This window comes from Lentilactobacillus dabitei (assembly GCF_019061365.1).
Taxonomy (GTDB): domain Bacteria; phylum Bacillota; class Bacilli; order Lactobacillales; family Lactobacillaceae; genus Lentilactobacillus; species Lentilactobacillus dabitei.
The window spans coordinates 1-20,707 of the sequence record NZ_JAHPPD010000053.1 but is presented as its reverse complement, the minus strand read 5'-3'; the positions used below and the strand labels follow the sequence as shown (position 1 = coordinate 20,707).

Sequence of the window (20,707 nt, the reverse complement as noted above, 5' to 3'; positions counted from 1 at the left end):
TAGCGGCCATTTTAACTTCATAAGGAAACATAATAAAACCCCTTGAATTAGATTTCTCCAATTCAAGGGGTTCAGTTCAAATTTGGAATAATTGGTTCTTTTCGTTAAACTATAGGATCAAAGCGCCTATGTCCCAGTCTCAACCGTTTGGCACAAGTTTTATCAATATAAGCGGGGAAAGCATTGATAAACACTTGGCTGACGAATGTCCCATCCTCCAGTGTGACGAAAAAGGTCCAGCTAGAAGCTGAAATTAATCAGTTTCTAACTGGATCTAATCTTAGATTGTTTGTTAATCATTCCTGTTAACTTTAAAAAGAGCTCGTCAATACTGACCTTATTTTAATTATCCTCTAATAGTACGTTGCAACATCATACAGCTTTTGAGTAAAATCTTTGAAGCTCGTATTGTTAGCAAGGGGTCCCTGGTTCGTAAACGCAATGGCTAAATGATAGTTGCCAGTGGACGCGTAATAACCAGTATGGAAACTCGTGCCACCAAACGAGCCATTATTATACTTAATGCCGCTGCGAGTGACGTATAACCCGCCAGAGTATACCGAGCCATAACTAACCAACTGCTGATACTGCTTAGCGGTTAATACATCCCCATCTTGGAGGCCTAACACAAACTTATAAAAGTCGCTTGGCGTGCTCAGTAAGTTCCCCGCGCCAGGAATTGCTGAGAGCCGTGGTAACGATACCGCATGAACATTGGCATAATTTGTCTTGCCATTATCGGTGTAGCCCACGGAAATCAACGCCTTGGTATTCGGCTGATCATCGTCAACAATGACGGTATTTTTCATCCCCAGCTTAGTTAGAATCCGGGTCTGCAAATTGCTGGCATAACTTTTCCCCGTCACTTTGGCAATAATTCCCGCCAGCAGGATATAGTTCGCATCGCTGTAATTAAATTGATGATTGTTAGTTGACTTCAATCGACCAACGACGCTGTTGTATGCTTGATTTTCAGTCATCTGATTGGTTGGCGTCATATCCGTGTTCGTCAGTCCGGAAGTCATTGACAGCATCTGCTTGATCGTAATGTTCTGACTATATGGAACTTTTGGATAATACTTATCCAGGGTTGTTGTCGGTGACAGTTTTGAGGAACTAATCAGTTGCTGGATAATTGCACCCGTCATGGCTTTTTGCAATGAGGCCAGCGGATAGATGACTGAACCATCCCCGCTGTTAGCCGTGTTATGAGCCATATCGGCAAACCCATTGCTGACGGTGACCATTTTATTGCTGCCAGAAGGGGCAAGTAGCACGGTTCCGATGGCATCATACTGTTTCATCGTATCAGTCGCAATTTGTGTCAGACTAGCCGGCTTGATGCCATGAACATTCATCCAGCCAATCATCTTATTGAAATAACGAAGCTGAGCATATGAACCAGTTTTGGTTGTTTTGGTCTGCATCACCCGGACATAGTCATTATTATACTTACTCCCATTATCATCGGCCGTTCGCGTATTGGAGCTCGTGTTGTATGGACCGTAATCATACAGAGGATAGCCCTTAGCCGTCGTTGCCTGATTCACAATTTGAGCGTCGTATCGTTTGCTGCTGCTGCTTAAAATTGGATTATAACTAGCCTTTACTTTGTCAGTCATAAAGCTGCCAGCCAGTAGCAGTCCAGCTAAAAAAAGCATCACGTACTTAGTCTTGGTTCTCAACTTTTGTCACCGTCGATTCCTATTTCTAATGATTTAATCTTGATACTGTTGCCATTCTTTTGCGTAAAACCGATTATCAATGTGATAATGTGGCTGACTCACCTTCTTGGTTAAGAATGGGTCAACTGCTTGATCAATCTTCAACCAGCCCCGCCAGCCAGGATGAATGGTATCGGTCATAAAGTAAGGCACATCGCCATCATTTGAAAGATCAGCGATATGGTTGAATCCCTGTGATTGTAATTGATACCTAATTTTTTGATCAAACTGTTTGAGCATGGTCTGCGACAAACCGGTGTATTGCTGCCATTTCTTATTAACCGGCGGAATAATAAACAGAACATTGGTATGATCCTTAGCAAATTGACTTAAAACCAGTTCAAAATCGCCGTACTCTGGTGATTTGACATAGCTTTGACCTGCTTGAAAATCTTTCAGCTGCTTAACATGCCGCTTGAGGCGCCGATTCCAGAAATGGTTACTGATGCCAAAATTATTTGAGGTGGTCTGCTGCTTGCCAATTTTCCCAGCCAACTGATTAAACTGTTGGTAATTATAATGGCTTGGCAGCTGCTTCATATTTTTGTCGATCGTTTGGGCATTGTTAAACGGAATCCGGTACCGGGAATAAATCTGATCTTCATTCAACAGGATTCGATGCCGAACGCCGACATAGAAAGACTGAAAACTTGTGGGCTTTAAACCTGCCGCAATTCGAGCCAAAGTTGCGGAAATAATTTTGTCAGAATTACCCGAAGGCATCTGCAATAATCGATAAGCCGCATACCGATCCATCTTGGTCCCCGTTTCAGCCTCAATCCAAGTGGTTGTCTGAAGGGGGGAATAATAGAACGAAAAGGCGTTGGGGTCTTCGCCCATTGGGGTAAACCACTGGGGAGAAATAAAGAAGACCGCCTTTTTTCCCTTTAGCTGGTGATTAATCGATTGCATCACAAAGAAATTAGTCAGTGATTGGCTGCCCCGGGCGCCGATAAGAAATGGGCGGTAGGATCTTTGATACTTATCTGCCAATACAGATGGATGAAACGGATCGAACCGTGACCACTCTGACGACCCAAAAAATGGCACGTAATGGTTCTCTAAAGCGCGCTGTTTAATTAATTGCCCCTTCAATACCAGCGGTGATAATGACGAAGCCGCATTTCTTTGGACTGTTGGATTGACATTGTTGAGACCGCTCCAAAGTGGGGACAGAAATACGACAAGCATTAATGCCGCCGCGGCAAAAATGGGCCCAAAGATCATCAAAAGCCGTTTTTTAAGGCTCATTGTTTCATTTCTTCAACTTTCGCAATGATTTTTGCTGGGGTGTCCCATTCGTTGCGGTCAAATTCTGAAACCGGGGCGCTAATCCCCAGTTCGTCTTGAAGCTCCAGCAATAATTGAACCGTCCCCATTGAGTCGAGCAACGCGCTGTCATAAAGATTTTCATCAAGATTATCAGAAAAATCTTCACCCGTTAAATCATTTAAAATTGCAATTACTTTATCTTTAACATCATCCATGATTATCCACTCCCATATCTAAAAGTTACTTGGTCCAAAAAACAACGTATTCAAAAATCCGGAGAAAATCAAAAAGCTGAAGCAAACAACATTAAACGTTAAGAAGATTGCGAACAACTCCGTGAATTTGTTATGCGGAATAACATCTTGGTGCTTTTTCTTGTACCGCAGCCAGGTATCATTGATAACCAACGCGCAGCCATGGAACAGGCCATAAGTGATATAGAACCACGTCTCACCGTGCCAAAAGCCCATGATTAACATGTTGATTACGTAACACACATTAGCGGTTGTCACCCGACTCTTAAACACCTTGTGCTTCATGAAGAAGAACACCAACCGCATGAAAATGTAATCCCGGAACCAAAACGACAGGGTCATATGCCAACGGTTCCAAAAATCCTTGATGTTCTTTGACTTGAACGGTTGATTAAAGTTCATCGGGGCCTTAATGCCCATTAAGTAGCTAATTCCAACAGCAAACAAACTGTAACCAGCAAAGTCAAAGAAGAGATCCAAGCTATACACATACATATAAGCAACGATGTTCCATGAAAAGCCGTGAGCCAAGATTGCCCGCTGCTCAATTCCCGGCATTAAAACGGTTCCAAAAATATAGGCTAGGATGAATTTATACACAAACCCAGTGAAAACATAGCGAACCCCGGTTTGAATCAGGTTCAAGTAGTCGGCTCGCTTAGGGACATTGTCATAGTCGGCAAGAAAGCGGCGATAGCGGTCAATTGGGCCAGAGGAAATCGTTGGAAAGAATAACAAGAATTGACCAAATAAGACCGGGTGAAAGGCCTTAATGATCCCATCACGCGTCTCCATGATGGTTTGGACAACTTTGAAAGTAATGTAGGAAATCCCCAGAAATCCAATGATCGATTGACGACCACTTTCAATTGCCGGCGTTACCTTGACAATCACCAGTGGAATGATGGCCAAGATGACCGCCATGACAAACGGCCAGCCTTTATTAGGGGACGCCTTTCTTTGCCGATACTTTGAATAAGCCGCTACCAAAATGACCTGATAAGCCAAGTACCCAACCAAGGCAATCCCTGTCCGCCAATTTGGCCCACCGAACGTCAATATTAGGAAGAAGAGGGAAATAACCGTTTGATACCCTCGAAATCGACGTCCATAGAGTAAGCCAATCATGAGCGGAATAATGGCAAGCGCTAACCAAATAAAGTAAGTTGGATTGCCATACGGAATGTACCATCTCATTGGGAGTTGACCTCATTAATGACCGCTTTAATGTCAATCTTCCCATTTGTACTGAGCGGCAAATTTTTGCGATAAACCAATTTCTGCGGAATCATGTATTTCATCATCATTTTGCTTAAATTCTTTTTGATCGCCGCCGTTAATTCTAAATCTGTCTTAAAGTCATTGGCTTCGGGAACAATATAAGCAATCAGCATCGAAACCGTATGCTGGGAATTATACTTTGGTACGACGACGGCTTGTTTGATATGTTCTTCCTTACTGATGATGCCAGAAACATCCTCTAATTCGATTCGGAAACCATTTAACTTGATTTGGAAATCCTTTCGACCAAAGTATTTTAACAGCCCATTGGCATCCATGCTGGTAATGTCACCAGTCCGATAAGCATTCTGACCACTAATTTTATAGAACGCCTGGGCATTTTTTTCTGGATTGTTAATATAACCCCGAGAAACGCTGGTCCCATATACAACCAACTCGCCCTTAGCCCCATTGACAGCCGTTTTACCATTGTCGTCAACCACTTTGGCATGCATTTCAGGCTTCATATACCCAATTGGCAAACGATCGTAGTGGTCCAGAACTGCTTGCGTCATTTCAATTTGGGTAATCGCCACCGTTGATTCGGTTGGCCCATATGTGTTGAAAATATGGGCTGCCGGGAACCGCTTTTTGAGTGACACTGCCGTCTGGTGCGTTAATTCTTCACCACAAAATAAGAAGTGGGTCAATTGCGGGTAGTGCGCCTGATCAAAGGTTGACTCTAACAAACAAATGTCCACAAATGAGGGGGTGGAAACCCAGACATTCATTGGCAAACTTCGCAATGCCGTGAATAAAACAATAAAATTATCCGTTGTCTTTTTAGAAAGAACGTGGAGCGTACCCCCTTGATAAAGGGTTGGATAGAGGCTCATCACTGACAAATCAAATGAATATGCGGGCTGCTGAAGCATTTGTAAATTGGCTGGTAACTTGAATTCATCCCCGACCATCCAATCCACAAAGCTTTGCAAATTGTTGTAACTAATCTGCACCCCCTTGGGTACCCCGGTCGTTCCCGACGTGAAGATGATATAGAAGATCTGATCATCATGAATTTTGTGCGTCATCTTATAAGTGACCCGTTCTAAGAAGATCTGTTCCAACTCAGATTTGGAAATGACGGGAACTCCCGTCATCTTAGTTGGTAAGTCGGAAACGGCAATCACTGCAACCGGCTTGGCAATCGAATTAATCATTATCAGACGTTGTTTTGGAGAATTAACATCAACCGGAATGTAAGAATGTCCCGATTTGATCACCCCAATGAATGCCGCGATCATCTCAAATGACTTCCCACCAAATACAATGATTGGCTGATTGATCGGTAAGCCCATTGCATCAATGTGTTCGGCGAGCGCATCTGAATAATCTTTTAGTTGCTTGTAGGTATTTTCCTGACCATTATAGTGATAAGCAACTTTGCCCCCATTATCCTTGGCATATGAATCAATCTTGTCAATTAAACTTTCAGTCATCAGTTGTCATCCTCTCAGAAATCGTTGTAAATAAATTTAGCCTGGTTGATTCCGCTGTAATCGTATAAATAAAACAGAACCAGCATAATTGCAAAGTAGATCAGGGTATTTAACAAGAATTTCACCACGGGCTTTTCCAGCCACTTTTTAAATGCCACGTAATCATCCCCCTTTATCGCTAGGCTATTTTGCCATCGACTAAATCGTTAAATAAATGAACCGCCGGATCTTGGACAGGTCGAGCCGGCCGATAATTGTTGGTCATCAAGACCACCCCAGTGTTACCATTTCTCGTAATCAAGATCGAAGCTTCATAGCCATAACCAACTCCGTGGGAACGGATCCCATTTGATTGGTTGTAGACACCGCCGCCGTATGTCGAAGCGCTTCCCGGCGCATGCAAGACATTGACGGCTTGCTTGGAGATCAGTCTTCCTTTCAAGATATCGCGCTCAGTTTTGAACAAATCAATTGGACTCATATAGACTTGCCCGGTTCCCAGCTCATTTTGCATCGCAGCTCGGGGTTCGATATAGCGTTCCTCATAAGTTTGGGCAATCTGTGAGTCCTTTTGGTAGCGGTAGCCTAACGTCTTATATCGGCTGGTTGGCCATTTTTGAACAAATCCGGTTCCCCGCAAGTTAAGTGGATAGACAAACGTCTGGTAGAAGCTATGCCGATACGTTTGATGGGTCAGCTTGGAAACAATTCCGGCTAATAACACAAAGTTAACCGGTTGATAACTCCACTGCCCTAACGACTGTGCTTTGCTTGAAACGTGGTTAACCGCGTATTTAAGAACATTCTTTTCGCTAAGCAATGCCGTTGACCCATCGCTAATCATGGATAACCCTGAATTCATGTTGAGCATGCTTCTGATCGTGATCCTGTTGGCATTTGGAATTGTGGGATAAAATTTTGCCAGCTTCGTGTTCAGGGAAAGCTGCTTGGCCGCAATCAACTTCATCACACAAACTGCGGTAAGCGATTTTTGAATTGACAAGATTTGGAATTGAGAATTGGCTCGATTAGGTTTTCGCGTTTCATAATCTGCATAGCCAAATCCTTTTCGGTAAATGACCTGACCATCTCGAACCAGTAAAGCCGAGCCTACAAAGTAATCTCGTCGCAGATAGTTCGTTAATCGCTGTGACTGGATCGTCTGTCGAGTCTGCTTGGCCTCTGATTGTTTAGCTGACGCAACCCTGCTGGTAACCTTTTGGCTTTCTTTAGTCTTGCTTGGCTTAGAGTTCAATTTCTTTTCACTCCGTTGCACTTGATCCTCGTGGTTTTGGTAACGCCAGTAGGTGAAGCCTCCCGCCATTCCAACGACGACCACCGCTAACAGTATGTATAAATACCCCCTTTTTTTCATTTCATCACCCCCTTATAACTAAATAATTACAGTTGAATGTCATTGTCACATTTCGGTAACAATTGATCGGTTTTATTATGACCGATAGGCCGGAAATCACAAGAAATTTGACGCTTTTATTCTTCGCTTATGGAAAGCTTTAATTTCTTTTGATTTCCTTTACTTCATTTTGCTAATTCGGCTATCAACTTGTTAATTAATTGGGAATGAATCGTAATACTGGAAATCTGTTCCGTCAGACTTCATTTCGTCAACATTTTGAAACCTGGAATCGCATGATTCAGGTTTCAAAAATCGGAAATAAGTAGTTGAGCCATCCGCTAATGTCCAATCAATGATCATCAGGATATTTGGCTTACAGCTGCGACAAACAGCTGATCCCACAATTTAAGCAAAAAAATAACGCATTCCAAAACTAGAATGCATTACTTTTTTCACTTAAATTGTGGGATCAAATTGCCTTTCGCCCCAATTTCACCTGATTAACCAGGAGAAATCACTATCGTTTAAAGATTTTTATTTTTGACCATGCGCCCGCTGATAATCCGCAGCCATCTGCATCACTAACTTTTTCATTCCAACAATATCTAAGATGCTGTCCGCAAATTCCTTACGAACCAGTTCATCTGGCAGGTATTCATCATACTTGTCAAAGGTTGGCACTTCATTCAGAAATAGCAAGTCAAGTGACGGAAAGTCCTTATCAGCTTCTTCCTGAATAATTTGGAAGAATTCAGCCTCATCACAGTCCATCGCAAACTCCATAAAATAGGGTCGTGATGAATTAAATCCGCGGAGGTTGAGCCGATCAGTACACTTGATTCGCAAGAGTCGTTCCAGGGCTAAGAATTGATAACTGCCCGTCCACGGGAAAAATGCCCACATCTTACCGCCAAGATTAATTAGCTGGTTGTCAGGTAGTCCGGCAATATTAGCCGTGTCTCGCATTTGGGTTAAGCGCGCCCGAGCGTTGCCTCGCAGGTAGCTGTATATTTGGGTCTCATTGAGGACTTTTCTCATTCGCTGGAGAATCTTAGGATGAATGTCGCCGGCAACATCCCCGAAATAAGCGGGAATCCGCCCCTTAACTTCATGACAATACACCTGATGCCTTTGCCGGTCCACATCTTCAACGACCCAGACTCGACCAGCAATGGCAATTTTGTCACCAACTGGAGGTGGCATCACGATTGTCCCCAATTCTTCTGATTTGGAGTGCACGCTATATTCTTCATTATCTTGGAAAACGGCATAGAACTTATAGTTATTAACGACTCGTTCACCGGCCATCCCGACAATCAGGCCACCAGCTGGGGTGCGCTCGATTTGGTTTGTCTTGAGAAGATGCTGCAGCAGGGTCCGGTAATCAGCTTGACTCACATTATGAAAATAAGCCAACTGCAACACCCGTGAGGCTAATTCTGCTGGAGTCATTTCGCCGCTTGAGGCAAGGGTACTCATGGTTTGATGATACAGCAAACTATATGGTAACCGGTTGGTATGTGGTGGTTCAACCCATTTTTCTTCGAGATATAGCTGGACCAGCGCGATTCCTTGAAGTAATGGCCAGGAAATCAAGTCCGGCAGCATGGCTCGTGACTCTGGGTGTTCCTCGCGCATCACAAAATGCATTTCCGGCGGATTTCCCCGCCTACCGGTTCGGCCCATCCGTTGCAAGAATCCCGAAACGGTGAAGGGCGCATCAAGCTGAAAAGCACTTTCCAATTTGCCAATATCAATGCCTAACTCAAGGGTTGCCGTGGCACAGGTTGTCATGTTCGCGTCTTCATCCTTCATGGCATCTTCTGCCGTTTGCCGAAGAGCTGGTGATAGGTTACCGTGATGAATCAGAAATCGATCGGGTTCATGGTTATATTCCGCGTATGAGCGCAATTCCTGGCAGACAGCTTCACATTCCTCACGGCTATTAGTGAATACCAGACATTTTTTGCCCCGGGTGTGTTCAAAAATATATCCAATTCCTGGATCAGCTAACTCAGGAGCCTGATCGGTTTTAGGGCCAACCAACTCAGCCGGATCAAAATTGTCAGCCGAGGCTTGGGGATCAGTTTTATAAAAATGTTCCATTGATAGCCGCCAGATTTGGCCGGTACTGTTGACCTTTGGCGCTACTGTCTGGTAATCACTGCCCGCACCCAAAAATTTGCTGGCCGCAGAAATGTTGCCGATCGTGGCCGACAACCCAATTCGCCGGGGGTGAACATCGGCCAGCTTTGAAAGCCGTTCAATCAAACAGAACGTTTGCCCACCCCGATCACTCCGTAAAAATGAATGGAGCTCGTCAATGACAATATATCGTAAGCCGTGAAAAAGGTGGGGAATATCCATGTGTTTGTTAATCATGAAAGATTCCAGTGATTCTGGGGTAATCTGTAAGATTCCTGACGGATGCTTTAATAGCCGCCGTTTACTGGATTGGGAAACGTCCCCATGCCAGCGCCAAACATTGATACCAGTATCCTGACAAAGATCCGTTAGTCGATCGTACTGGTCATTAATCAGGGCTTTAAGCGGCGCAATGTATAAACATTGAATTGAGTTTGCGGGGTGCTCCTGCAAGTCGGTTAGAATCGGAAAAAAAGCGGCCTCGGTTTTCCCTGAAGCAGTGGCAGAAGACAGGAGGACATTATGATCGGTGTTGAACAATTCCTCTGCCGCAGCCACCTGGATGGCCCGCAAATTCTGCCAACCATGATTGTAGATATAATCCTGAATGAAAGGCGCATATCTTGAAAAGACGTCCATAGGGGTCCTCCTTAATTAAATAGTGAATTCGGTGTAGTCCTTATCCTTTTTATCAGAAACCGCGTCAGATTTGTGATAGTCAAAATCACTTGATGACAGCAACTTTTCCACCGTGGTATCGGGATTTTGCCAAACAATGTCTAAGAGTTCAATAAAGTCCCGGATGACTTCCCTGGGGGTGATATTGGTATCGGCCCCAATTCTGGCATATTCAATCTTGATGAATTTAGCCAAATCCGCCTCGGTAATGGTGCGCTGATAGCCATACAATCCCGCATGCATATTTGCCAGTTTTTCAACGAGCACGAGCATTTCTTCAGCCGTTAACGGTTCCAACTTGATCACCGGTGCGTACATATCACGAGCACCAGCAGTTGCAAATTTGCCTTCGGTTAATCGGGAATGGAGCGCTTCATAACTATAGACACCCCGGCGATGATCCTCAACTGCTTGCGGGGTTCCGCCCATGAGGATTCCTAAATACTTAGCTTTACCTTGCAGCGTATCATTGTACATTGTCAAAATCTTTTCGTAATTATATTGACGGCTAATGCTATTGGGAATCTTATAAATATTGACCAATTCGTCAATCATGATGATCAAGCCGGCATACCCAGCCTGTCTGAAAAACGATGCAAATAATTTTAAATATTCGTACCAGTCATCATCTGAAATAATGACACTCACACCCAATTCCTGTTTAGCTTCAGTCTTGTGAGTGTATTCACCTCGGAACCACTTAATGACCTTTGCCTTCGTCTCGTCATCGCCTTCAAGATAAGCGTGATAGTACATGTTTAATAGCTTGGCAAAGTCAAAACCGTGAACCAGTTCACTCAAAGACGAAATAATCGAATAAATTTTCTTGTCTACCGCCGCGGCAAACTGTGGGTCGTCAACTGCCAGTCCGCTTTCGCTGGCAACGTTACTTTGGACTGAACTAATCCAGCGGTCTAAGACCAGAGTGAGGGCGCCTCCCTCTGGCCGGGTCTTGGTTGCCAAATTTTGAATTAATTCCCGATACAACGCTAGCCCTTGTCCCTTTGTCCCCTGCAGGCGCCGTTCTGGTGATAAATCACCATCAACGACAACAAAGTTCTTATCCATGACGTAGTTGCGCATGGTTTGTAGCAGAAAACTTTTACCTGAGCCATAGCGGCCGACAATAAAATGAAAGGAAGCGCCGCCTTCAGAAACGACATCAACATCGTGGAGCAGGGCTTCAATTTCTGCTTTGCGGCCGACCGTCACGTATGGTAACCCGATTCTCGGGACCACGCCACCTTTGAGGGAATTTAAGACTGTTTGAGCAATCCGCTTTGGGACCCGTCTCTTTTTAATATCTGCCACGATCCATCCACTCCTTTACGATAAAAATAATTGTTCCAAATCCTGCCGATAATCTTCAACGATGACCGGCTGATTATCAGCATTAAATTCAATAACTGTATCGCCAATCTCATCTAAAAGCTTTTCATTAATTTGATCGACTAAAATCGAAATCATCAAATGATGATCGTGTAGGTACTGCTGCCAAGGTTGACCTTTTAACAACGCAATTACCAGCGTTGTTTCATCAGCGTTTAACAATGACTGATCAGAACCAGCTGACTTATCTACTTGATCCTGTGAAATTGGTTCCTTTTGAGATGGCGCTGACCCTGGTTCCTTCTCATCTTCGGTTAGCAAGCTTTCACGAGTTTGGGATGCATCTCTTCGAATTTGGTCAAGATTAGCCAGATTGATGTCTACTATAGGACGTCGGTTCTCTTCTTGAATTCGTTGATAAGCTTTAATTCCATCCATGATTGCCCGTTGCAAGAGCGAACTCAGTTGCCGGGGCTTAAGTGGGTGTCCAAAGTGAAATGCCTTCCGTACTAAGCGATCCACCTCATGAAGCAGGGTATTGAGCTCTTTTTCCTGACGCTTGATTGGATAGTAAAGCATGGAACTGCACGTTTGTGGTTCCAACTTATAAATATGCTCGGAATCAACCTGATACACTTTGAGCCGCGGGGCTTTTCTAAAGTAAAACACGGCACTTGTGAAATACGTATGGGATGTTGGCACTCGACTCGCAATTATCTCGGCAAAGTAGTCAAACTGGTTGGTCTGTTTGAGAGCGAGAATTTGCTGCCAAACGATTTTTAACAATTCAGCAAATTGTTTCGGTGATTTTTTCAGCAATAGACACGCCTTAAGATATGTCGAATGAGTCTTAAAAACCGTCAGGAGTTGCTCTGGCGAAAAATCAGCTGGATGCAGTAAGATATGGTAATCCTTATCAGTCGCAATTGTTTTTGCAAAGACAGTCTGGGCCTTTTGCTGATCCAGTCCATAATATAGCACATAATCGCATAACCACCGATCGAGCAAATCACGCATTCGGCTATGATAACTGGGAGCACACTGATCACGAAAAGCCATGAGCTTCATGTAACCTTCCGTGGGTGAAGCCACCCCAATATTGTTTAAGAGCTCATAAATGTAGAGATAAGCGTATGAGGTGCTACTAACGGTGAAGTTGCCTTGGCGAAGTTGCGTCCGCCACGTAAAATACGTTCGTAGTTGGTGAATTGTCAGGTCATGGTAGACAGGAAAGTAACGTTTCAATTCATAGGTTGCGTTGTAATGGTCCTCGTAATCAGCCATCATCCGACCTTGCTGGTAAAAATTATAACCAACAATTTGAAATGATGGGACGCTATAATCATATGACTGAATCATCTTCTGAATTGGTGCCGGTACATCCGGTACATGACTGTTTTTCTGCTCTCGAGTCTGTTTAGCGGCGCCAACTGGTAACTGGATTTGCTGGGCACGATACTGGGGGTTGACCTTGTCATCAGGAGGCAGGTAAATTGACTGTTCTTGGGATGGCAGGTTTGGATTTGGCGGGAAATGTTTAAGCGAATAATTCAACACTTTTTGGAGCATTAGTTCATTAATCGCCTTTAGAGAAACCCCGACCCATCTCTGGTTCTTTGTGAATTTAGGCGCTGAAAAGTGAGGCAGGTGTTGCACGATAACCCTTAGGTTGCCACAATAGACATCTATATTGGCCGGATCATCCTGACTGGCAATCACAAAGGGACGCTTTGAAGTTGGGTGGATAAGAACTTTAATATGTGGAGATGATTCAGCGGCTGAAACAAATTTCAAGCCATAATAGTTAGCAACCAAATCATTCATTTCTTGCCAGTTCAACTATAACACCCCCATTTTATTCCAAACGTCATTCTAACTAAATTCTATCCTATCACGGGACGCAATGGCCAAGAAATTGTCTGCTGCCATTAAAAATGGTGAGCTCAACTCACTTGTTGTACTCAAGGGGAGCATTGATCCACAGTGCTAGTAATGTCTGATGCAATCTTAGATTAATCGGCAAATTTTCTTGTTAACCATTTTTATTTTGATAAAACTTGCGACAAACGCCTAATTCCAGAGATTTAAGCAAAACAAGCAGTGCATCCAAAAACCAGATGCACTGCTTGTTTCACTTAAATGATGGTTTCTAACCGCCATTGCCAGCCCACTTTCAACTACTTAGTTGGCAGGACAATGTCAGATGGTTTAACTTCTTTACCGAAGTATGGCTTCAATTGTTGGTTGTAATCCTTAACAAAAAATCCTTGTTTCGTTAATTTGTTAATTTCTTTGTTGGTCCAATTGAGCAAGGATTTGTTACCCTTCTTGACCGCTGGTGAAATATAAGATTTAGGTCCAATACTCTTGATTCCAACCGTGTACTTAGGATTATCTTTCGACCATGCGTACAGATATGAGTTGTCATCGGCTAAGGCAACCCCCCTGCCGTTCTTCAATGCATTAAATTGTTGGGTCTTGGAATCAAATTTCAACAACTTTGTATTTGGTTGCTTAGTTGTGAAGTAAGTTTCCGCTGTGGTTCCTTTAGTCACAATCACGTTCTTACCTTTCAACTGGCTGGCGCTGGTGATTGGCTTAGTCTTAGGAGAAACCACCCCAACGGAAACCTTCATATATGGTTTGGCAAAATCGATCACTTGTTTCCGTTCTGGGGTAACCGTAAAGTTTGCGAGTACCAAATCAACCTTGTTGGAGTTCAATGCATCAACCCGATTGTTAGCGTTCACTTGCACAAACTTCACCTTCACACCCAAGTCTTTGGCAACTTGGTGAGCCAAGGTGACGTCATAACCAACGCGCTTGCCATCTTGATTAACCCAGCCATATGGTGGCAGATCGCCAAATACGGCGATTCGAATTGTACCGTTCTTTTTGATCTGCTTAACGGAACTTGGATTGTTACTGCTGCTTGAACTAGACTTCTTTGAGCTGTTGCCACAGCCCGTGAGCACCAATAATAGGGCTGCAAACACACTCACGATAGCAATTAATCTTGCGAATGATTTCTTCTTCATAAATTTAATCCTCCTCAATTTTCCTTAAAAATCCATACTGTCTAAAAATTCTTGAGCGCGATCGGTTTGCGGTTTAGCGAAAAACTGTTTAGACGGCGTTTGCTCCAGAATCTTACCATTTTCCAAGAATAGGACGCGATCGGCAATTTCTTGAGCAAAGTTCATCTCATGAGTCACCACAATCATTGTCATGTTATCCGTTTCTGCCAAATCCTTGATAATGTTCAAAACACCGCGAACCATTTCTGGATCAAGTGATGCGGTGACTTCATCAAACAACATAAAGTCAGGGTGCAAGGCCAATGCCCGCACAATCGCAATTCGTTGTTTCTGGCCACCAGACAGCATCCGTGGATATGCGTCAGCGTAATCTTCCAACCCAACTCGTTGTAATAGTTGAATGGCCTCTGCTCTGGTCGCATCCGCGCTTTGCTTTTGCACTTTCGTGGGCCCCAACATAATGTTATCAATCACCGTCAAATTAGGGAATAGGTCATAACTTTGAAACACCATGCCAATCTTTTGACGGATCTGTTGCCAGTTCTTTTCGGTGGGATCAACCTGTTGGCCCTCAAACGTGATCGTCCCCTTTTGATAGGGTTCCAATCCGTTCAAGCAGCGAATCAACGTGCTTTTCCCGGATCCTGAAGGTCCAAGCAGTGTGACCACTTCGCCTTTGGCAACCGAAAAATTAATATCATACAAAACATGTCGCTTCTGATAATACTTCTCCAAATGTTCAACTTGTAAAATCTGATCAGCCATTTGTTCGCTCTAATCTCCTTTTTTCTAGTCGTTTAGCCCACCAAGACAATGGATAATCGATCAAGAAATAAAATAGAAAGATCAATCCGTATACCCAGAAGACGCCCGTCGGATGGGTGTGGTTGTTGGCTTCAATGATCTGTTGGCCAATGTTAATCACGTCCATCACCGAAATCAGCATCAGAAGAGAGGTTGTCTTGATTACTCGGGTTGCCAAATTGATGGTAGCGGGAATTTCAAGGGTAATTGCTTGGGGGATCAGCACGTACCGGTACAACTGATGACGATTTAACCCAATTGCCAGCCCAGACTCGCGTTGATGTTTTGGAACCGAAATGAGTGCCCCACGGACAATATCACTCATTTCAGCGCCAACCCACAGGGCAAACACTAACGTGGCGATCTGATCGGCAGGAAGATTGAAGTTCAACTGTTTTGGCAATATATAATAGAAAAGAAAGAGTAACACAACGGTTGGCACAATCCGGAAAAATTCCAGATAAAGCCGCAGGATCAGCCTGAGCAGTCGATTCCTGAAGGTTCTCAATACACCTAGGACAATGCCTAATATGAGTCCTAAGATGAGGGCAATTCCTGCAATTTTAACCGTTACCCAAAGTCCGCCAAGCAATCGAGTAAAATTGGTTCCTTCAAATAACACACTAATTCCCGAATGATCCATAGCGAACCCTCTTTTCTAATAACGTCAAAATAACAGACAGCGGAATCAAAATGATGGCATAAGCGACAACCAGAACAAACAAATACTCATTTGAACGATAATACATCCCGATCAAATCAAGCGCGGTGTTGGTGAGTTCCGGAATGGCAATCACGGTAAAAATCGACGTTTCCTTAATCAGGAAAATCACATTAGCTGCCATGGCGGGCACACTTAATGAAAAGCCCTGAGGAAAAATAACGTATCTGGCTAACTGCCAGCGGCTCAGTCCAATCGCTTTGCCGGATTCAAGCTGCCCCTTGGAAACACCATTAAAGCCGCCGGTAAATCCTTCGGCCATGTAACTGCCACCAAGAAAGATTAAGCCGATGATCCCACAAAGCTGGGCACTGAATTTAATGCCGATGACCGGAAATGCATAATACAGGAAAAATAGCTGAATTAGTAATGGCGTGTTCCGGGAGATTTCGACGTACACCGTGGCAATCTGGTGAAATATGGGAACTTTGAAATATTGCAGCAGACTACAGATCAAGCCAACCAAAATTGATCCAATTATTCCAATAAATGATAACCACAACGTCAACACAAAGCCCTTTTCAAACATTGGCAAACTCTGCTGGATAATACCCCAGCTCGTCATCTGCAATCATCTCCCTTGTAAAATTTTGTTTTTCGAATTGACAGCAATAAAAACGTCCCTGCAAATCTGACCGTAGCCAAATTACAGGGACGTTTTACCGTGGTTCCACCCTTGTTCATATTCGAAACGCATTCGAATACCTCATTAGATGTTTATATTACTTCATCAAGCTTGATTTGACTCCGAGCGCACTTTCAATCACGCTGATCCACCCTTTCACCCACGATGGTCGCTATTCATTCAGCAATAATCTACTCTTCTCATCAATGTCAAATTTAAACAAAAGACTGTCAATCGATTACTAATAAATGTAAGGTTTCTAAAGGAAAAAGTCAACCATTTTTACTAATTAAATGATAGTTCTTCTCACTAATCAAGTAAGAACCCCTGACGCTTGATGGTTGCCAACAACTCTTTGCGGACCTCATGACTTCTGCCAAGTTCCGCCACAATGTGATGACTAAACGATTCAATCCGGTCATTCGAACTGCGACTGCCATAATAGTTGGCAACATCAGCGTCGTACTCAGCTAATTGCGCGTTGAAGTCTGTTGGGAGCTTATAGCTGCCATCAAAATGCATCTCAGCTTGGGGCAGCCGCGGCTTAATTTCCGGTTGATCGGCTGGATAGCCAATTGCCAGACCCAATAACGGAAAGGTCAACTCCGGCAGATCAAGCAAATCGATCACCCGCTTAGAATCGTTTAGGATACTGCCCATAATCGTGCCACCAAGCCCCATGCTCTCAGCAGCTACCATTATATTTTGAGTGGCAATTGCGGTATCAAAGACGCTTGCTAAGAATTTATCAGTCGTATGTAAAATGTAAGGATCCGTGTTATGGGCCTTCGCAATTTGCAAGTTGCGGTATTGATCGGCCACCATCACGAAAAAGTGACCGCTGTTTACCAGCCAGTGATGGCCGGTAATGTCAGCCAACTGGGCTTTAACATCCGGCTCTGTCACACTCACAATCGAATATTGCTGGGAAAAAGTACTGGTTGAAGCATGCTGGGCGGCCTCAATCAGTGTTTGAACCTGCTCCTTAGTTAAAGGCTTGGCTTGAAAATGACGAATGCTGGTGTGATTCAATAACTGGTCTAAAATAATGTTGGTCAATAAAGCCATCTCCGATCCGCATTTTGAATTTACATTTAATGATTTTTGGGTTACAATAATCAATATCAGGTAATAATGATTACAAACTATAGAATTGAGGCATCAATTTATGGAAAAGAAACGATCGTTATCTCAAAAGATTAACGTGATGCGAGCGTCTGTAATGGGCGCTAACGATGGCATCGTGTCTGTCGCAGGGATTGTCTTAGGGGTTGCCGCGGCGACAAGTAATAACTTTGCGATTTTTATTTCCGGAATTTCTGGAATGCTTGCCGGAACTGTTTCGATGGCAATGGGAGAATTTGTATCCGTTAATACTCAGAAGGACTCCGAAAAAAATGCCATCAGTATCCAAAAACGAGCATTAGCTGATTCATACGATACTGAGTTTAACACAGTCAAGCATAAATTGGTCACAGATGGGATCTCCGATGAGTTAGCCCACCAAGCAACGAAAGAAATGATGGATCGTGATCCAATCAAAACAACGGTCCGCCAAAAGTACGGCTTTAACGTCGGCGAATATACCAACCCGCTTTCAGCTGCCATCGCATCGATGATTTCATTCCCAACTGGATCAATTTTACCACTAGTCGCCATCACAATGTTCCCAAATTCAATTAGAATTGAAGCAACATTTGTCGCCGTTCTGATTGCCTTGGCGATCACTGGGTTTACAGCGGCCAAGTTAGGAAATTCAAATAAGTTTCATGGTGTGGTGCGAAACGTGATTTCTGGCACGTTAACCATGTTGGTCACCTTCATCATCGGAACCTTAATTGGTAGCTAATCCCTTTTTTAACAAAGGAACTTGTCCATAAGTCCCCTCAATTGCTCCCTCAAAAAGCTGGGATTTCCGATTGACGACATTGATACACCAGTTCCTAATTATTTTAATTTATTTACTATGAATTTGTGGAGGTATTTTCCATGACAATTATTCACTCAAAGAAGAAAAAGGACATCCAAACAATGGATGAAAAGCTTAACACATTGCGAGCCGGCGTCTTAGGATCAAATGATGGAATTTTGACGGTTGTCGGGGTTCTGTTTAGTGTTGCCGTTGCAACCACCAATCAATTTACCATCTTCATTGCCGGACTATCGGATTTACTTGCCTGTGCCTTCTCAATGGCATCAGGTGAGTATGCTTCCGTTAGCACGCAAAAAGATACTGAACAATCAGTTGTCGAAACCGAGAAGAAATTATTAAAGACCAATTATGATCAGGAGCTCCGCGTTGTTTCAGATTATTATATTGATGAAGGTGTCACCCAAGAGACCGCAATCAAAATTGCCAAAGACTTGATGGCTAAAAAGCCCCTTGAAACCATCGTGAATATTAAATATGGGCTGCAGCTTGGCCACTACATGAATCCTTGGAACGCTGCCTTTTCATCACTTTTTTCAGCCGGTGCCGGCGGGATTTTCCCATTGGTTGCCATGACCCTTTCCCCAGTGGCCTATCAATGGCCCGCAACAATCCTAGCGGTCTGCCTTTCAGTCGCCATAACTGGTTATCTAAGTGCCCGACTGGGTAACGGCCTTGTTAAAACTGCCATTATTCGAAATGTCATCGTCGGCATTATCACGATGATCATTCACTATTCGTTAGGAATGTTGCTTCAGGCCTAGTGCCTATTTCGGGACTCCCGCATAGAGCTGAGCCAAATGATTGGCATCAACTTGCGGAATTTGATCATACAATGTTGGGGCAGCTTCCTGCATAATCGACTGATTATTTTGACTGTGACCCAGTCCCAAATCATGACCAAGTTCATGCATGGCAACACTGGCTTGCTGGTTAACGGTCTTGTAATTCATTCGGGTCATTGCCCCAGTTATCAGGTAACTTTCATTATAGCCAGCAAACAACGGCGCGCCAGAATCGCTAAACCGTTGAATAGTGTAGCCCATCACCACTCCTTCAGCTACAGCCCAGCCATCTGGTTCTTCCTTGTAGTTGGCTTTGGCACCAAGGATAATTTCAGCGTCATTTTCATGATGAGCTGGGATTAGCTGAACAACTTTCACATCGTTCCAAGCAGCGACAGCTTTTCGCCACACTTTAGCGTAGTGGCGGGAGGTTGTCGTTTTAATATAATAAGGGATCTGGGTCGTGGGCCAGTGATAATCCTTTTGGGGACTGTACGACGGCTTTGGATCAGTGTCCGGATTTTCGATCGGTGTCGTAGATTGGTGGATGGTTCCGGGAGCCAAGCTCACATTAAACGCCCAAATCACGCCGATAACCGAGAAAATCACAAGCAGCCCTTTAACAATTTGGACCCAGAATCTTTTTGAATGAGTCAATGTTTTTCTCTCCCCTCAGCTGTCATTGCATGACAATAGGCAAACTTTCAGATTATCTATTTGCGGCTATTGATTAAACTATTGTATAGTTATGTTAGATCGAATTAGCGAATTTAGTCACATTTTGGCTCATTCAACATTATCGCTTGGATCAGCTCACTTCAGGGAAAGAGGAATTGTTCATGAATAAAGCTTTTAAATTGATTACCGCAACAGTCGCCACGGCAGCCGTATCGTTTGGATTGGCATTGGCTGGTTCAACCACCGCCGCAACCGCACACGCAGCCAATACATTTGCCAGTTCTGAAATTAGCGGTCCCAGCGGTTACTTCTACAATTCAAAGGTCGGGGTTGCCTTCCACTGGAAGAATATCAAAACCAGTAATGGGGTGCAAACAATGATGATTATTGGCGATTTCAAGACACCCAAGTTTACAACGGGGATCCCAGTTGGCAACAAGATCAGCAAAAACAAACGAACCTTCACTGCCAACTATCGTCAAATCACCAGCAAAAGCAAGCTAACCAAGACGACTTACAGTTTTAATCTCTACAAATTAAGTACCAACAAATATCAGGTTAAGATTTCTAAGAAGCTGTCCAAGATCTATGATTTTTGATATACTTCTATGTAAAAAGCGAGTTTAAGCTATGAAAAATTATCCCAG

19 protein-coding genes are annotated in these 20,707 nt (G+C 43.7%); 3 read left to right on the top strand and 16 right to left on the bottom strand.

Annotation, left to right across the window (positions count from 1 at the left end):
• Positions 1-353: 353 nt before the first annotated feature.
• From KTE19_RS08965 to KTE19_RS08895, 15 genes are all read right to left on the bottom strand, one after another.
• Positions 354-1,661, bottom strand: coding sequence for a serine hydrolase domain-containing protein (locus tag KTE19_RS08965; RefSeq protein ID WP_217164674.1), 1,308 nt, complete (start codon positions 1,659-1,661; stop codon positions 354-356).
• Between the two features lie 57 nt (positions 1,662-1,718).
• The gene (gene dltD / locus KTE19_RS08960; RefSeq protein ID WP_217164655.1) at positions 1,719-2,975 is read right to left on the bottom strand and encodes a D-alanyl-lipoteichoic acid biosynthesis protein DltD; all 1,257 of its coding nucleotides are present in this window, start codon (positions 2,973-2,975) and stop codon (positions 1,719-1,721) included.
• Complete coding sequence (gene dltC / locus KTE19_RS08955; protein WP_056981706.1) at positions 2,972-3,211, bottom strand: D-alanine--poly(phosphoribitol) ligase subunit DltC; 240 nt, start codon at positions 3,209-3,211, stop codon at positions 2,972-2,974. Before dltC ends, dltD begins: the two co-directional genes overlap by 4 nt.
• An 18-nt stretch (positions 3,212-3,229) precedes the next feature.
• Positions 3,230-4,447 (bottom strand): D-alanyl-lipoteichoic acid biosynthesis protein DltB, encoded by a 1,218-nt coding sequence (dltB, locus tag KTE19_RS08950; protein WP_217164653.1) that lies wholly within the window; start codon positions 4,445-4,447, stop codon positions 3,230-3,232.
• Entirely contained in the window at positions 4,444-5,970 is a 1,527-nt protein-coding gene (gene dltA, locus KTE19_RS08945; RefSeq protein WP_217164651.1) for a D-alanine--poly(phosphoribitol) ligase subunit DltA, read from the bottom strand. The genes dltB and dltA overlap by 4 nt, the downstream gene beginning before the upstream one ends.
• Positions 5,971-5,984: 14 nt before the next feature.
• A complete protein-coding gene (locus tag KTE19_RS08940; protein ID WP_217164650.1) occupies positions 5,985-6,128 on the bottom strand; it encodes a teichoic acid D-Ala incorporation-associated protein DltX in 144 nt (47 codons plus the stop codon).
• A gap of 20 nt (positions 6,129-6,148) precedes the next feature.
• Positions 6,149-7,345 (bottom strand): serine hydrolase domain-containing protein, encoded by a 1,197-nt coding sequence (locus KTE19_RS08935; protein WP_217342113.1) that lies wholly within the window; start codon positions 7,343-7,345, stop codon positions 6,149-6,151.
• A gap of 516 nt (positions 7,346-7,861) precedes the next feature.
• Positions 7,862-10,111 carry a DEAD/DEAH box helicase gene (locus KTE19_RS08930; protein WP_217164927.1) on the bottom strand — a complete coding sequence of 750 codons (2,250 nt, stop codon included), beginning with the start codon at positions 10,109-10,111 and terminating at the stop codon, positions 7,862-7,864.
• 15 nt (positions 10,112-10,126) lie between these two features.
• The gene (locus tag KTE19_RS08925; RefSeq protein ID WP_217342112.1) at positions 10,127-11,461 is read right to left on the bottom strand and encodes an ATP-binding protein; all 1,335 of its coding nucleotides are present in this window, start codon (positions 11,459-11,461) and stop codon (positions 10,127-10,129) included.
• Positions 11,462-11,476: 15 nt separating this feature from the next.
• Positions 11,477-13,318: a TerB N-terminal domain-containing protein gene (locus KTE19_RS08920; protein ID WP_249778510.1), complete on the bottom strand. Its 1,842-nt coding sequence runs from the start codon at positions 13,316-13,318 to the stop codon at positions 11,477-11,479.
• Between the two features lie 338 nt (positions 13,319-13,656).
• Positions 13,657-14,517: a transporter substrate-binding domain-containing protein gene (locus KTE19_RS08915; protein WP_217164931.1), complete on the bottom strand. Its 861-nt coding sequence runs from the start codon at positions 14,515-14,517 to the stop codon at positions 13,657-13,659.
• A gap of 24 nt (positions 14,518-14,541) precedes the next feature.
• The gene (locus KTE19_RS08910; protein WP_217164933.1) at positions 14,542-15,282 is read right to left on the bottom strand and encodes an amino acid ABC transporter ATP-binding protein; all 741 of its coding nucleotides are present in this window, start codon (positions 15,280-15,282) and stop codon (positions 14,542-14,544) included.
• The gene (locus KTE19_RS08905) at positions 15,275-15,964 is read right to left on the bottom strand and encodes an amino acid ABC transporter permease (RefSeq protein ID WP_217164935.1); all 690 of its coding nucleotides are present in this window, start codon (positions 15,962-15,964) and stop codon (positions 15,275-15,277) included. Before KTE19_RS08905 ends, KTE19_RS08910 begins: the two co-directional genes overlap by 8 nt.
• Positions 15,945-16,607, bottom strand: a complete 663-nt coding sequence (locus KTE19_RS08900; protein WP_217342111.1) for an amino acid ABC transporter permease — start codon at positions 16,605-16,607, stop codon at positions 15,945-15,947. Before KTE19_RS08900 ends, KTE19_RS08905 begins: the two co-directional genes overlap by 20 nt.
• 369 nt (positions 16,608-16,976) lie before the next feature.
• A complete protein-coding gene (locus KTE19_RS08895) occupies positions 16,977-17,735 on the bottom strand; it encodes an NADPH-dependent oxidoreductase (RefSeq protein WP_217342110.1) in 759 nt (252 codons plus the stop codon).
• A 100-nt stretch (positions 17,736-17,835) separates the two neighbouring features.
• On the opposite strand from KTE19_RS08895, the gene KTE19_RS08890 reads away from it, so the two are divergent.
• Together KTE19_RS08890 and KTE19_RS08885 are read left to right on the top strand one after the other, a co-directional pair.
• Complete coding sequence (locus tag KTE19_RS08890) at positions 17,836-18,516, top strand: VIT1/CCC1 transporter family protein (protein WP_217164939.1); 681 nt, start codon at positions 17,836-17,838, stop codon at positions 18,514-18,516.
• Between the two features lie 140 nt (positions 18,517-18,656).
• Positions 18,657-19,361 carry a VIT1/CCC1 transporter family protein gene (locus KTE19_RS08885; RefSeq protein WP_217342109.1) on the top strand — a complete coding sequence of 235 codons (705 nt, stop codon included), beginning with the start codon at positions 18,657-18,659 and terminating at the stop codon, positions 19,359-19,361.
• A gap of 3 nt (positions 19,362-19,364) precedes the next feature.
• Here KTE19_RS08885 and KTE19_RS08880 read toward each other — a convergent pair whose 3' ends face one another.
• On the bottom strand, positions 19,365-20,039 hold the full coding sequence (locus tag KTE19_RS08880) for a matrixin family metalloprotease (RefSeq protein WP_217164941.1): 675 nt from the start codon (positions 20,037-20,039) through the stop codon (positions 19,365-19,367).
• Positions 20,040-20,221: 182 nt separating this feature from the next.
• Here KTE19_RS08880 and KTE19_RS08875 point away from each other — a divergent pair, with 182 nt between their 5' ends.
• The gene (locus tag KTE19_RS08875; protein ID WP_217164942.1) at positions 20,222-20,659 is read left to right on the top strand and encodes a hypothetical protein; all 438 of its coding nucleotides are present in this window, start codon (positions 20,222-20,224) and stop codon (positions 20,657-20,659) included.
• Positions 20,660-20,707: the final 48 nt, after the last annotated feature.